Origin of the sequence: Sphingomonas sp. MMS12-HWE2-04 (genome assembly GCF_044881185.1) — a bacterium.
GTDB lineage: Bacteria > Pseudomonadota > Alphaproteobacteria > Sphingomonadales > Sphingomonadaceae > Sphingomonas.
Genome location: NZ_CP173254.1, coordinates 2,032,937 through 2,046,072 on the forward strand (window position 1 = coordinate 2,032,937; position 13,136 = coordinate 2,046,072).

General features: G+C 66.2%; 11 protein-coding genes. 7 read left to right on the forward strand and 4 right to left on the reverse strand.

Annotated features, from left to right (window positions below; all coding sequences use genetic code 11):
* The first annotated feature begins 19 nt into the window (after positions 1 to 19).
* A complete protein-coding gene (locus AB2M62_RS09185; RefSeq protein ID WP_404339620.1) occupies positions 20 to 1,135 on the forward strand; it encodes a glycoside hydrolase family 105 protein in 1,116 nt (371 codons plus the stop codon).
* Between the two features lie 37 nt (positions 1,136 to 1,172).
* Here the strand turns inward: AB2M62_RS09185 and AB2M62_RS09190 are convergent, their stop codons facing one another.
* A complete protein-coding gene (locus AB2M62_RS09190; protein WP_404339622.1) occupies positions 1,173 to 2,444 on the reverse strand; it encodes an oligogalacturonate lyase family protein in 1,272 nt (423 codons plus the stop codon).
* A gap of 176 nt (positions 2,445 to 2,620) precedes the next feature.
* Here AB2M62_RS09190 and AB2M62_RS09195 point away from each other — a divergent pair, with 176 nt between their 5' ends.
* Positions 2,621 to 4,258, forward strand: a complete 1,638-nt coding sequence (locus AB2M62_RS09195) for an MFS transporter (protein WP_404339624.1) — start codon at positions 2,621 to 2,623, stop codon at positions 4,256 to 4,258.
* A 122-nt stretch (positions 4,259 to 4,380) separates the two neighbouring features.
* On the opposite strand, the gene AB2M62_RS09200 is transcribed toward AB2M62_RS09195, so the two are convergent.
* Together AB2M62_RS09200 and AB2M62_RS09205 are read right to left on the reverse strand one after the other, a co-directional pair.
* Positions 4,381 to 7,038 (reverse strand): Tat pathway signal sequence domain protein, encoded by a 2,658-nt coding sequence (locus AB2M62_RS09200; protein ID WP_404339626.1) that lies wholly within the window; start codon positions 7,036 to 7,038, stop codon positions 4,381 to 4,383.
* A 9-nt stretch (positions 7,039 to 7,047) separates the two neighbouring features.
* Entirely contained in the window at positions 7,048 to 7,707 is a 660-nt protein-coding gene (locus AB2M62_RS09205) for a DUF6250 domain-containing protein (protein WP_404339628.1), read from the reverse strand.
* 124 nt (positions 7,708 to 7,831) lie between these two features.
* Here AB2M62_RS09205 and AB2M62_RS09210 point away from each other — a divergent pair, with 124 nt between their 5' ends.
* Both AB2M62_RS09210 and AB2M62_RS09215 read left to right on the forward strand, forming a co-directional pair.
* Positions 7,832 to 10,081, forward strand: a complete 2,250-nt coding sequence (locus AB2M62_RS09210; protein ID WP_404339630.1) for a glycoside hydrolase family 88 protein — start codon at positions 7,832 to 7,834, stop codon at positions 10,079 to 10,081.
* A 60-nt stretch (positions 10,082 to 10,141) separates the two neighbouring features.
* A complete protein-coding gene (locus AB2M62_RS09215) occupies positions 10,142 to 10,558 on the forward strand; it encodes a secondary thiamine-phosphate synthase enzyme YjbQ (protein ID WP_404339631.1) in 417 nt (138 codons plus the stop codon).
* Here the strand turns inward: AB2M62_RS09215 and AB2M62_RS09220 are convergent.
* Positions 10,544 to 10,777 (reverse strand): KTSC domain-containing protein, encoded by a 234-nt coding sequence (locus AB2M62_RS09220; RefSeq protein ID WP_404339633.1) that lies wholly within the window; start codon positions 10,775 to 10,777, stop codon positions 10,544 to 10,546. The genes AB2M62_RS09215 and AB2M62_RS09220 overlap by 15 nt on opposite strands.
* A gap of 57 nt (positions 10,778 to 10,834) precedes the next feature.
* Here AB2M62_RS09220 and AB2M62_RS09225 point away from each other — a divergent pair, with 57 nt between their 5' ends.
* From AB2M62_RS09225 to AB2M62_RS09235, 3 genes are all read left to right on the forward strand, one after another.
* Complete coding sequence (locus tag AB2M62_RS09225) at positions 10,835 to 11,851, forward strand: adenosine deaminase (RefSeq protein WP_404339635.1); 1,017 nt, start codon at positions 10,835 to 10,837, stop codon at positions 11,849 to 11,851.
* The gene (locus AB2M62_RS09230; RefSeq protein ID WP_404339637.1) at positions 11,848 to 12,369 is read left to right on the forward strand and encodes a phosphoribosyltransferase; all 522 of its coding nucleotides are present in this window, start codon (positions 11,848 to 11,850) and stop codon (positions 12,367 to 12,369) included. The genes AB2M62_RS09225 and AB2M62_RS09230 overlap by 4 nt, the downstream gene beginning before the upstream one ends.
* Before the next feature lie 207 nt (positions 12,370 to 12,576).
* Positions 12,577 to 13,098 carry a CC0125/CC1285 family lipoprotein gene (locus AB2M62_RS09235; RefSeq protein ID WP_404339639.1) on the forward strand — a complete coding sequence of 174 codons (522 nt, stop codon included), beginning with the start codon at positions 12,577 to 12,579 and terminating at the stop codon, positions 13,096 to 13,098.
* Positions 13,099 to 13,136 lie beyond the last annotated feature (38 nt).

The following is a 13,136-nucleotide window of genomic DNA, read 5'->3' on the forward strand; positions in this document are numbered from 1 at the left end:
CGACACCAGGAGATAGTAAGTGGCCGCCCTCACGCATGACGTCCCGCGCAGCGAGATCACCAGCAAGATCGCCCTGCTGATGGACAATCTCGTCAACATCAAGGACGAGACCGGCGAGTTCCTGCTGCACCTCGAAGACGGCCGGATCATCGACACCAAGGGCTGGGCCGGCTGGGAATGGACTCATGGCGTCGGCCTGTTCGGCATGTGGCGCTATTACGAGCAGACCGGCGACGACACGGCGCTGCACATCATCAAGGCATGGTTCGAGAACCGTTTCGCCGAGGGCACGCCGACCAAGAACATCAACACGATGGCGCCGTTCATCACGCTCGCCTATCTCTACGAGCACGAGCCCGATCCGCGCTACCTCCCCTATCTCGACACCTGGGCCGAATGGCTGATGGCGCCCGACGGCCTCCCCAAGACCGAGGAAGGCGGCTTCCAGCACATCGTCTATAACGACGAGAATCCCGGCGAGATGTGGGACGACACGTTGATGATGTCGGTGCTGCCGCTTGCCAAGATCGGGCTGCTGCTCAACCGCCCGCATTATGTCGAGGAGGCCAAGCGCCAGTTCCTCGTCCACATCAAATATCTGTTCGACAAGAGGACCGGGCTCTGGTTTCACGGCTGGGACTTCAACGGCCGGCACAATTTCGCCGAGGCTTTGTGGGCGCGCGGCAATTGCTGGGTGACGATCGCGATCCCCGAGATCATCGAGATCCTCGACCTTTCCGAGGGCGACGCTTTCCGAATGTTCTTGGTCGATACGCTCGCCGCGCAGGTGAAGACGCTCGCGCAGACGCAGGATGCCGAGACCGGGCTGTGGCACACGCTGATCGTCGACCCGACTTCGTATCTCGAGGCTTCGGCCACCGCAGGCTTCGCCTATGGCATCCTCAAGGGCGTGCGGAAGGGCTATCTGCCGCGCGAATACGAGGCGGTAGGGATCAAGGCGGTGCGCGGCGTGCTCGCCAATATCGATGCGGCGGGCGAGCTCCAGCAGGTCAGCTTCGGCACTGCGATGGGCGACACGCTGCAATTCTACAAGGACATCCGCCTGACTTCGATGCCCTATGGCCAGAGCCTGGCGATCTGCGCGCTGGGCGAGTTCCTGCGGACCTATATTTGAGGCGATGCGATCCTCCCCCGCCAGGGGGAGGATGGGCTCACTTCGCCAGCTCCACGGCGTAAACGTGCGCGGCGCCTTCGAAATTGCCGCGGAACACGATCCACTTGCCGTCCGGCGTGAAGGTCGCGTTGGGCTCCATCCGATAATCCTGCTTGCGCATGTCGACCAGCTTCTCGGTGTCGAGCGTCCCCGGCACGATCAGCGCATCGGCATTGTCGGCATGGATCCCCGCAACGTCGGGCAGGTCCTTCGGCGTGAACAGGTACAGATATTTCGCATCCGGTCCGCGCGCGACCATCTCCGCATCCGCGCCATCGCCCGAGAAGCGCGTGCCGTCGGGCGACTGATTGTAATGCACCGACCATTGGTTGCGCTCGACATGATACCAGCGGCGCTTGCCGCTCGCGATGTCATAGCCAGCCAGCCAGAACACCTCGCCGCGCGGCGTCTGGAGATCGTACCAGATCGTCTTGCCGTCGCTCGAGAAGAATTCGTGACCGGCGATCTCCATGTTCATCGTGCGGCGATGGACCACCGTCTTGCCGCTTCCGTCGGCGCGGATCGTCCAGATGCGGTCGACCCGGTGCCATGGTCCTTCATGGCAATAGAGGATCTGCTGCGGATCGGTCGGCGAGAACTGGACATGGTTGAGCCAGTCCTTCGAGGCAGTGACCACCCGCCGCGCACCGGTCGCCAGGTCGATCGTGAAGATTTCCATCGGCACCCCGGCATCGAGCCGCCGGTTCATGTGCACTTCCTTGGCCTCGGCATAGGTCATCGGGCTGCCGTCGGGCCAGTTGGCGCGATAGTCATTGACCCCCGGTGTGTTCTGCTCGCCTTCCTTGCGGGCCAGCGTGCCGTCGGGTCGGAGCGGCACCACCGCGGTGGCCACCTGGCCGAGCAGCAGCGTCTCGTCGGCATTGATCGATCCGATCCAGCCGCCCGGCACCGTGGCGATCTTGCGCACCTTGCCGCTGTCCGCATCCACCGCGAACACGCCGAACGGTTTGCCCGAATTGTCGCGCGCGCGCTCGGCGAAATAGACGTTGCGGCTCTTGCGCCCGGTGAACAGCAGCACCGCGCCGGCCTGGCGGACCAGCGGCTTCGCCTCCCAGGTCCGCAGGTCGACAATATCAATTCCCTCCGGGGTGGTGATCACCATCTTGTCGCCCTGCGGCAGATAGGAATTCTGGTGGAAATAGAGGTTCACCGAACCGGGTGCGCGGCTGACCCGCACCACCTTGTGTCCGGTGACCGGATCAACCCAGCTCGCCGCGGGATCGGCGCTGGCAGCACTCGCGAAGATCATTGCGGCCAGCGCAAACGCATGGCCTAACTGCCGCCGGTGCCGCATCGCCTCTCTCCTATGCTCGACTTGATGTCGTTCCACATAGTATGATAGCAGTTCAGAATATGGAGTAAAGAACCGGCACGGGGTGGCGATTGCGTTGCCCTTTGGAGACCGGAACTTACCAGGGAGAGTTCATGGCCAGCAGCGCCCCCGCGCCCGTCCCCTCCGCGCAGTGTGAACCGCGCTGGTATAATTATTGGGGATGGGGCTCCGGCGACATGCTGGGCGCCGGCGCGCAGGCGGTCGTCACCGGCTGGCTGTTCTACTTCTTCACCCGGTTCTGCGATCTGTCGCCGACCGAAGCCGGGCTCATCCTCGGCTTGCCCCGGCTGCTCGAGGCGATCACCTGCCCGCTGATCGGCTATGTATCGGACAATCTGCGCCATACCTGGCTCGGCCGCCGCATCGGCCGGCGCAAGATCTTCCTGATCGCCACCATTCCGCTGCTGCCCAGCTTCGCCCTCATCTTCGTCGCCGGGCACAGCTTCACCTATTATCTGCTGACCTTCATTTTCTTCGAATTCGTCTACACCATGTTCCTCATCCCATGGGAGACGCTGGCCGCCGAAATGACCAACGACTATCGGCGCAAGGCCAAGTTCGCCGGCGCCCGGATGATCATCGCGCAGAGCTCGGCCATCCTCGCTTCGTATCTGCCGACGCTGATCATCGGCGCGCTGGGCGGCAAGGATTCGCCCAGCACCTTCCTGATCATGGCCGCCATTTTCGGCGCGATCTTCAGTCTGGTCGTGCTGCTCGTGGTGATCTTCACCTGGGAGCGCCCCTACAGCGATGCCGAGAAGCTGGTGCAGCCCACCCCGTTCGACCTCAAAGCGGCGACGTTGATTCCAGTCGTGATGTTCCGCGACTTGTTTTCGACGTTGCGCATCCGCGCCTTCCGCCAACATCTGTCGATCTATCTCGGCGGCTATATCTCGCAGGACATCTTCAACACCGCCTTTCCGATCTTCGTCCTCACGGTGATGATGGGCACGACGGTGATCATCTCGCAGCTGATGACCAGCATGTACGTCGCGCAGCTGATCTCCGTGCTGGTCGCAATCAACATCGTGATCCGCACCGGGCCGGTGATCGCCTATCGCATCGCGTCGGGCTTTTTCAGCGCGGGGCTGGTGCTGCTGCTCGCTTTCTATCTTCTCCGGCCGGCTGGTTTCACTGCAGACCTGCATGCGCTGGGCGGCAACACGCTTTCGGCGTTCAACCCAGCATCGCCAGCGTTCAGCCCGATGCTGATTTTCTGGATGTTCGTGCCCGTGATGCTCGCAGGCCTGGGCCGCGGCACGCTGAATTTCGTGCCCTGGTCGGTCTACAACTATCTGCCCGACGTCGACGAGGCCGTCACTGCCCGCCGCCGCGAGGGCATCTTCGCCGGGGTGATGACGCTGGTGCGCAAACTCGCCCAGTCCGGCGCGGTGATCCTTACCGGCTGGATCATCGACCTTGGCGGCTATGCCTCGCCAAAGGGGATGCCGGGCGAAACGGTGCAGCAGAGCCCGCAAGCGATCGCTACCGTCACCGGGCTGCTGGTGCTTGGGCCGATCCTGGTCATGCTCGGCGGCCTTGTCGCCTCGTGGCGCTTCCGCCTCAACGCCCGGACCCACGGCGTGCTCATGGCCGAGATCGAGCGGCTCAAGACGGGCGAGACAACCCCCTCCTCGCCCGAGGCGCAGGCGATCGTCGAGGATCTCTCGGGTTGGCGCTACGACCAGCTATGGGGACGCAACGCGGTAGCCGGCCGGCAAAGGACCTAGGCCGCCGTCCGAGCGCGCAAAGTTTACGCTGGATTTATACGATCGGCACCGGGCCGGCCAACCTGGCCCGGACAATCGGCGCGGCGATTCCAGCAGACATCCTGCATTGCAAGCGCCCGGCGCTAGTCCAGCGCCTCGGGCACCAGCGCCAGGTTCTGGATCGCGGCGAGCCCCCACTGCGCCGATCCGTTGGTCGAGACGCCCGGCCATTCGACGACGCCGCCCGGAAGCGTAACGCGCGGATCGCTGGTCGGCACGCCCATGCCGGCATCGCCCGAATAGAATTCCTCCGCCGCGCGCCGCGCCAGCGCAGGATCCTTTTCCTGCTGCGCAGCATATGCGGTGAGCCGCGAATGGCCCTGGCGCAAGTTGCGCGGGCCGAAGGGCTCGCCGAACTTGGCGAGATAGTCTGCGCGCGGCGCGTTATACCACCGGCAATAGTCGAGCCAGGCGGCGCGATAGCGCGGCACGTTGATCAGCGAGAGCAGCTCCGAACTGACCTCGACCGCACCGAACACCGCATTGAGATGCGACAGCCCGATCTTGTCGCCCATGTCCAGAAAGCGCCCGCTCTTGAGGTCATAGCGCGCGCCGCCGGTCATCCAGCCGTGCGGAAGCCGGCCGATACTGTCCATTCCTGCCAACAGCCGATCGCGCCACTGGGTGTCGCCGGTGCGCTCCCATTCGGCGAGCCACGCCCCGGCGATCGTGCACCAGGTGGTGCCAAAGCTCATCTCGATCGCGCCCTCGGGAAGCGTACGCTGCTTCTTGCTCGGCACCTTGCGGCCGATCTCGACGGTGAGCAGCGCCTTTTCGCTGCGGATCAGCTCGCGCATCAGATCGCCGGTGCGCTCGTCGGCAGTGAGATAATAGAAGATCCGGCGATAGAGCGCGTTGGAGACGCGCGGCTGCTTCGAACTGTCACTCCAATGCTGGACGCCGTGGCGGGTGCCGAGCCCGGCGAAGCGGCCGAGATGATAGACGTCGACTTCGCTGGTGTGGCGCGTCATCGCCTCGGCGAGCCGCCAGGTCTGCGCGTCGCCCGATCGCAGCGCGGCGTACCACAGCCACAGATCGGTCGAGAGCTCGCTATTGTCCCAGGCGAAACCGCCAATATCGTAGCGCCACTGGTGGCGATCGGCATCATAGCTGTGCATCACGTCGCCGTGATTCCAGAATCCGTACCAGCTGCGCCGATCGACTTCGCCGGCGTAGAAGTCGATCAGATTGGCGAGCCGGTCCTCGATCATCGCGCGCTTGGGGGTCGAGCGGTCAGGCAATCCCCAGTCGCCGAACACCCCAGCGGCATTGAGGTGCGCGGGATCGGCCATCAGCTGCGGCGGCGTCGCGGCGGCGCGGGCAAGCGCCTGGAGATCCGGGGTTTCGGGCGTCGCATCGAAAGCCCAGAGCGTCAGCTCGCTGGTGCGCGCGATCCCATTTGGCGTGCCCCAGCCAGGCTCATAATCCTCATAGGTGATATCGAGGCCCTGGTTCTGCGCGTCGTAGGACTCCATCCCCATCGTGCCGTGATAGGGCCGCAGGTCCATCGGCCGCGCGTCGGGCGACCACAGCCAGGCAGTCAACGTGGCACTATCGCTCGCGGCGCCGCGAATATCGATCTGGGAGGGGTGGCGCTGCCAGAAATAGCGCTGCGCGATCGCGACGCCGCCCTGCGGGCCGCCGACATAGCCCAAGCCGGGCGCGCGGCGGCCCTCGCCGGCATCGACCCACCCATGCCCCTCGCCGGTCCGCTTGGCGAGGGTGAAGCCGTTGGCGGAGAGCTGGGCAAGGCTGAAGTCGCCCCAGGCCGGTATCCGCTCGAGCAGTTGGCCCACCGGCGCGCGCAGCTCGGCGATCGGCGGCACCGGCTTGCCCGCAACCTGCGCCTCGCGCGCGCGCTTGTCCGGATCGCGGCGCAGGCCGGTGAGCGGACGCACCGCTTCGGCAAACATCGTCTCGTCGCCGGTCGCCAGGCGGACATGGCGGTCATGGAGTTCGCCCGCCATCGGCACGGTGGCGGCGACGCCCAATCCGGAAATAAAGGTCTCGGCAGGATCGAGATCATGGACGAAGCTGTGGACGATGCGCAGCGCCGCCGACCCTGCATAGGCATAGAGCCGCACGCTGAAGGGCAGCAGTTGGCGGGCGCCGGCGAGATGCCAACCCTCGACCTTGACCACCGCGCGCACCGGTCCGCTCTGCTCGACCGTCGCGCGATCGACCCGGCAGGAAAGCGCCTGTCGCTCCCCCTCGGGAGCGCCGGTTCCGATCGCGCCGACCAGCGCCGTGCGCCCCAGCACCGCGCGTCCGCCGCTGCGCGCGCTGCGCACGATCGCATCGCCCGAGCGGGCGATCTCCCAGACGAGCGCGCCCGATCGGATCGTGATGCCGTCGGCGCTTTCGATCACCCGCACCGGCGCGGCGGGAAGCCCAGCATTGCCGGCGCCGACGACGAAGCCCTCGCCCACCGCATCGGCAGGCAGCGCATGTGCGGTCCATTTGATCGACCCGTCCGGCCAGAACGCGGTTGGCCAGCTTTGCGACGCCACCAGTGCCCCTGCGGCGCTGCGCACCTGCAGCCGCTGGCGCTTGGAGACCACGCCCCGCGGCCAGGCCACGCCAAAGGTCTGCCCGGCATGGCGCGCAGGCGCGGCGCCATCGATCCAGCGTACCGGCGCCGCCAGAACGGCCTGGCGTGGCAGCGCGGCGCGCACCACCCCCGCGGAGGCCGCCGTCGCCAGTAGCGCGCCCCGCATCACCGTCCGCCGCGTTACCTGCATCGCTCTCTCCTAGGGTTTGCCGATGCGCAGGTTGCGAATGCGCAAATGGCTCTTGGTCGTCCGCAGCGCGAACCAGCCGCGCCGATAGGGTTCGGGATCGTCGAGTGCGAACAGGCGCCGCCCGTCGCGCTCCACGGCGATGGTCGCGCCGTCGGCGATCAGCCGAATATGCGTCCAGCGATTGGCGACGAGCAGGTTCGCAGGATCGCGCAGGTCGTGTTCGGGCAGCAGCGGCCGATCGCCCGCGCGGCCGACATAGCGGCGGAAGCGCGTCGTCGTGTTCCGATTGCCGCCGATGCCGACATAATAGGTCGTCAGCGCGTCATACGCGGCGAAAGCGCCCGAGCGCGGCCTGGCAAATATCGCCCCGTCGGGCGCGGCGGGATCGGTGGCCATCCAAAAGGCATTGAGATCGCTGACCTGGTCGTTCGGGCCGCCCTGGGCCACTGCCATCGCATCGAAGGCGATGGCCACCGGACCGCTCAACGGGATCCGCCGCCATAGCGACAGCCCCGCCGGCGCATCGATGTCCATCACCGGGCCGAAGGCGACCCGCGCGGGCTGTTCGGCCTCGACGACCCAGGCCGCGGCTGTCATCGTCTCGGGCGCCGCATTGCCGGCGCAGCCGGCGAGCAGCAAAGCACCTAACGCGAACGCCTGCCCCTTCATGCCCTCTCCGCGCCGATCTTCGGTCTGGCAGCAAAATAGCCGCGATGGAGGGTTTGCACAATGTGATAGTTTATTTCATATGATGGCACAAAGCACGGCAAAACCGGCAGACAGGGAGAGCGATATGCACCGCAGGCTTGGAATGGCGCTGGCTGCGCTTCCGCTTCTGGCAACCCCCGCGTTCGCGCAACAGGCGCCGATCCCGATTACCGAACGCCCGGTGCTGCCACCCCGCCCCGACACCCGCTTCGACGGGACGACATTGCCCGATCCCGCCCGGGTCCGCGCACTGCTCGATTACACGGCGCTCGCCCAGATCGACATGCTCGCCACCCAGCCGCTCAAGCTGCGCAACAACCAGATCCGCGAGGCCAGCGCCAACTGGGTCGCCGCCGCCTTCTATACAGGCGCCGCCCGGCTGGCGCGGACTTCCGAACGGCCGGAAATCCTGCGCTTCCTCCGCGAAGTCGCCGAACATTATAATTACGGCTTTCGCGGCGGCGCGACCCCGCGTTCGATGATCAACGCCGACGATCAGGCGATTGGCGAGCTCTATCTCGAGCTCCATGCGCGAACCGGCGCGCCGGGCATGATCCTGCCGCTGCGCCAGCGGATCGACTATACCCTGCCGTCGCTGGTCAAGACCCCCGCCCCGCCCCAACTCACCTGGTGGTGGTGCGATGCCTTGTTCATGGCGCCACCGGTGCTCGCGCGGCTGGCCGCGATCAGCCATGATCCCGCCTATCTCAACGCGATGGATGTCCAGTGGTGGCGCACCTACGACCGGCTCTGGGATCCAGCGGAGCGGCTCTATTTCCGCGACGAGCGCTTCGTCACCCGCAGGTCCGAAAACGGCAAGAAGATCTTCTGGTCGCGCGGGATCGGGTGGGTCGTCGGCGGCTATGCGCGGGTGCTGGAATCGATGCCCGCCGATTACCCGACGCGCCCGCGCTATATCGCGACCTTCCGCGCGATGATTGCGCGCATCGCCGAGCTCCAGCGCAAGGAAGACGGGATGTGGACCGCGAGCATGCTCGATCCCGCGGCGCTCCCCGGGCCCGAGGCGTCGGGCTCGGCGTTCATGGTCTATGCGATGGCCTGGGGGATCAACCACGGCATCCTCGACCGCAAGACCTATCTGCCGCACGTGCTCAAAGGCTGGGCGGGGCTCACCGCTGCCGTTCAGCCCAACGGCCTGCTCGGCCATGTCCAGCGCGCCGGCGACCAGCCGGTGCCGACCGCGCCCGGCGATAGCGCGCTCTACGGCACCGGCGCGCTGATCCTCGCCGGGCTCGAGATCGAGAAGCTCGGCGCCGCGCCGACGTCGCTGCCGCTCGCCGAGCCCGCGCGCGACCTCGAACCGCTCCACGCCTATCCGGTTCCGCCGCTTCCCGCCGACGCGACCCCGCAGCAACGCCGCGACTATGCCCGCGGCGCCGAGGAGCGCGTGGCGATGCGCGCGCTTGCCTATGATCCGGCGCCGCCACAGGTCGTCGCTCCAACCCATGGCGCGATCGCCATGCCCCGCATGGAATTGCCGATGCCGCCCCCGCCCGCCGACCGGCAGGCCCCGCGCGCCTACGTCGCCGTCGCGCCCGATCGCTATGACGACATCCTGTGGGAGAACGATCGCACCGCGCACCGCATCTATGGCCGCGCGCTCGAAGCTGCCGAGCCGCCCTCGACCTCGGGGATCGACGCCTGGGGCAAGAATGTCCGCTGGCCGTTCATGCGGCGCCAGCTCGATACCGGCAAGCAGCATGACTATCATGGCGACGGGATCGACTTCTACAATGTCGGCACCACGCGCGGCGCCGGCGGGCTCGGCATCTGGTTCGACAACAAGCTGTGGACCTCGCGCAACTATCGCAGCGTGCGCATCCTCGACCCCGGACCCAAGGTCGCCGATTTCGAAGTCACCTATGCGCCCTGGCCAGTCGATGTCGCGCGCAAAGTCTGGGAAACGCGGCGCTTCACTCTGCCGCTCGGCACGAATTTCACGCGGCTGACCTCGACGATCGGATCGGACAGCAAGGCGCCGCTGACCGTAGCGATCGGCATCGCCAAGCGCGGCACGTCGCAGACATTGGGCAGCTTCAGCGCCGATCGTGCGGCGGGCAAATTCTCGCTGTGGGGACCCACCGATGCCGACAAGGGCACGATGGCGGTGGCGCTGATGGTCGATCCCAAGAGCATCGCCGATGTGCGCGAAGATGCCGACAATTACCTGGTGCTGCTCACGGTCACGCCGGGCAAGCCGTTCGTCTATTATATGGGCGCGGCCTGGGACAAGGGGCTCGACTTCCACGATGCCGCGGGATGGGGCGCCTATGTCGCGACGCAGACGCCGGATTTCAGCCCGCCCGCAAAATAGATCCTCCCCGGCACAGGGGGGACGATTGCGCCGACAGACCTGTCCGCCCATACCCTTCCCATGCGCCAGGCCACGCACCTCCTTGCGATCGAGACGCGCCGCCAGGGGCTGCACGAAATCACCGATATGGTCGCAGACTGGGTTCATGCCCGGGACCTGAGCGAAGGCCTGCTCACCCTGTTCTGCCGTCATACCTCCGCCTCGCTGCTGGTCCAGGAAAACGCCGCACCCGAAGTGCGCAGCGATCTCGAGGCCTGGGTCGCGCGGCTGGCCCCGGAAAGCGCCGGCTATGCGCATGACGACGAGGGCCCCGACGACATGCCCGCGCATCTGCGTGCGACGCTCACCGGCATCCAGCTGTCGATCCCGCTGATCGCCGGGCGGTTGGCGCTCGGCACCTGGCAGGGGATCTATCTGTTCGAACATCGCCGGCGCCCGCATCGCCGCGAGATCGCGCTGCACCTAATCGGCGCCTGACGCTCGGCGCCGCGACCGGGCAAAAGGATAGCGATCGCGGATATGCTGGTTGAAATAGCTGCCGCAGGACACTGCCGCGCGCATGCCCTGCGCCACCTCTGCGGGCACGCCGTGATAGCTGTAGCGCCGCCCGCTGACGAAGGTGACGTCGAGCCGGGCCTCGGCCTCGTCATAATCCCAGCGGCGGATCACGCTCGACGGCATGTGCACCGAACGCATGCTTGCGCGCTGCGCTCCCCGCTTGCGACTTTCCCGCGCCCCTGCGATGCTTGGGCGATGCATGATCTCGACGCCTTCATCACCGGCCTGCCCAAGGCCGAACTCCATCTTCATATCGAGGGCAGCCTCGAGCCCGAGCAGATGTTCGAATTCGCGCGGCGCAACAATGTCGCGATCCCCTTCGCCTCGGTCGATGCGGTGCGCGCGGCCTATGATTTCTCGAACCTCCAGGATTTCCTCGACATCTATTATGCCGGCGCCGACGTGCTGCGCACCGAAGAGGATTTCCGCGACCTCGCGCTCGCCTATTTCGATCGCGCCGCCGCCGATGGCGTGACGCATGCCGAGATCTTCTTCGATCCGCAGACCCACACCGCGCGCGGCATTCCGTTCGGCGTCGCCGCCAACGGGCTGCTCGCCGGCATGGCCGAGGCCGAGAAGAAGCACGGCCTCACCTCGAAGCTGATCCTGTGCTTCCTGCGCCACCTCGACGAGGAAGACGCCTTCCGCACGCTGGAACAGGCGCAGCCCTGGATCGACCAGATCGAAGGCGTGGGGCTCAATTCCTCCGAAGTCGGCCATCCGCCCGCCAAGTTCGAGCGCGTCTTCGCCGCCGCGGCGGCGATGGGGCTCAAGCGCGTCGCCCATGCCGGTGAGGAAGGCCCGCCCGACTATGTCCGCGAAGCGCTCGATCTGCTCAAGATCGACCGGCTCGATCATGGCAATCGCAGCCTCGAAGATCCGCAGCTCGTCACCCGGCTGGCGCGTTCGGGCATGACGCTCACCGTCTGCCCGCTGTCCAACGTCAAATTGTGCAACGTCGCGAGCATCGACGAGCATCCGATCGACCGCATGCTCGCGCTCGGCCTGCGCGCGACGATCAATTCGGACGACCCCGCCTATTTCGGGGGCTATGTTGCCGACAATTATCGCGCCGCGGCGGCAGGCCGCAAGCTTAGCCGCCAGGACCTGGTTACGCTGGCGCGCAACAGCTTTCTCGGATCGTTCCTGCCCGACGATGCCGTTTCCGAGCAGCTGGCCCGTATCGACGCCTATGTGGAAGCGCAGTCATGACCGATATCGTCTTTACCCATTTCACCCATGACGACCTCGTCGCCGGCGTGAACGCCGTTGCCGAAGCCATGGAAAGCGAAGGCTGGCGTCCGGCCCTGCTGGTCGGCGTCGGCCGTGGCGGGCTGACCCCGGCGGTGTATCTGTCGCACCGCATGGGCCTCCAGCTCGTCTCGATCGACCATTCGACGCGGATCGCTCAGTTCGGCGAGGAGCTGGTCACCGTGCTCGCGGCGCGCAGCCGGGCGGGCGAGCATCTGCTGTTCGTCGAGGACATCAACGACAGCGGCCGCACGATCGGCGAGCTCCGCGCCGCGCTGGCCGCGCAGGGGGCCGAAGCGAGCAATATCCGCTTCACCGTGCTGCTCGACAACAGCCTGTCGGGCCAGAAGGTCGACTATCGCTATCGAACGATCGATCGCAGCGTGACCAAGGACTGGTTCATCTTTCCCTGGGAGGCGATGGCGCCGCGCGAGAAGCTGGCCGAGGAAGCGATGGAAGTCCCCGAACGGATCGCCTGATCTGCGTTTCGTTCAGCAACCATCAATCGTGCTGGAGGCACCGTTCGCCGTGTCCGGCGCGGGACCCAATTCAATGCCGCGGGCGTTCGAACCCGTAGACGAGAATGTCAGGCACCACGCCTAACTATCGGAGGAAACATGCTGAAAGGCAGATTACAGCGTCCACGCGTCGTGGCGCTCGCCGCCGCGCTCGCTTTGGGCGGGTGCATGACGGCGACTCCCTATCAGCCCGCGACCGGCAGCGGCAGCTACCGAACGGGCTATTGGGACGAGCAAATCGAAAGCAACCGCTTCCGCGTCACCTTTGCGGGCAACAGCATCACTTCGCGCGAGACGGTCGAGCGCTATCTGCTCTACCGCGCCGCCGAGCTGACCGTGCAGAATGGCGGCGATTATTTCGTGCTGTCCGATCGCGACACCGAAAAGCATTCGGAGACCTATCGAACGCCCGGCGCCTATGGCCCGGGTCCGTGGGGCGGCTGGAGCCCCTATTGGCGCTTCTACCGTCCGCGCTGGGGCGGCTGGCGCAGCTACGATCCTTTCTGGGACGATCCCTTCTGGATGGATCGCGGCTGGGACTATCGCCAGGTCGACCGCTACGAAGCGATGGCCGAGATCGTCACCGGACGCGGCCCCAAGCCCGCCGACAATGTCCGCGCCTTCGACGCGCGCGAAGTGCTCAACCGGCTGGGACCCAGCATCCAGGCGCCCCAGCCCGGCCGCCGCTGAACCCGGCAATAAAAAAGCCTCCCCGAGCATGTCTCGGG

Bases quoted from the DNA above. Each gene is read 5' to 3' on its own strand.
- AB2M62_RS09190 (WP_404339622.1), bottom strand. From the start codon at position 2,444: ATGATCTTCGCGAGTGCTGCCAGCGCCGATCCCGCGGCGAGCTGGGTT.
- AB2M62_RS09195 (WP_404339624.1), top strand. From the start codon at position 2,621: ATGGCCAGCAGCGCCCCCGCGCCCGTCCCCTCCGCGCAGTGTGAACCG.
- AB2M62_RS09200 (WP_404339626.1), bottom strand. From the start codon at position 7,038: ATGCAGGTAACGCGGCGGACGGTGATGCGGGGCGCGCTACTGGCGACG.
- AB2M62_RS09205 (WP_404339628.1), bottom strand. From the start codon at position 7,707: ATGAAGGGGCAGGCGTTCGCGTTAGGTGCTTTGCTGCTCGCCGGCTGC.
- AB2M62_RS09210 (WP_404339630.1), top strand. From the start codon at position 7,832: ATGCACCGCAGGCTTGGAATGGCGCTGGCTGCGCTTCCGCTTCTGGCA.
- AB2M62_RS09215 (WP_404339631.1), top strand. From the start codon at position 10,142: ATGCGCCAGGCCACGCACCTCCTTGCGATCGAGACGCGCCGCCAGGGG.
- AB2M62_RS09220 (WP_404339633.1), bottom strand. From the start codon at position 10,777: ATGCGTTCGGTGCACATGCCGTCGAGCGTGATCCGCCGCTGGGATTAT.
- AB2M62_RS09225 (WP_404339635.1), top strand. From the start codon at position 10,835: ATGCATGATCTCGACGCCTTCATCACCGGCCTGCCCAAGGCCGAACTC.
- AB2M62_RS09230 (WP_404339637.1), top strand. From the start codon at position 11,848: ATGACCGATATCGTCTTTACCCATTTCACCCATGACGACCTCGTCGCC.
- AB2M62_RS09235 (WP_404339639.1), top strand. From the start codon at position 12,577: ATGACGGCGACTCCCTATCAGCCCGCGACCGGCAGCGGCAGCTACCGA.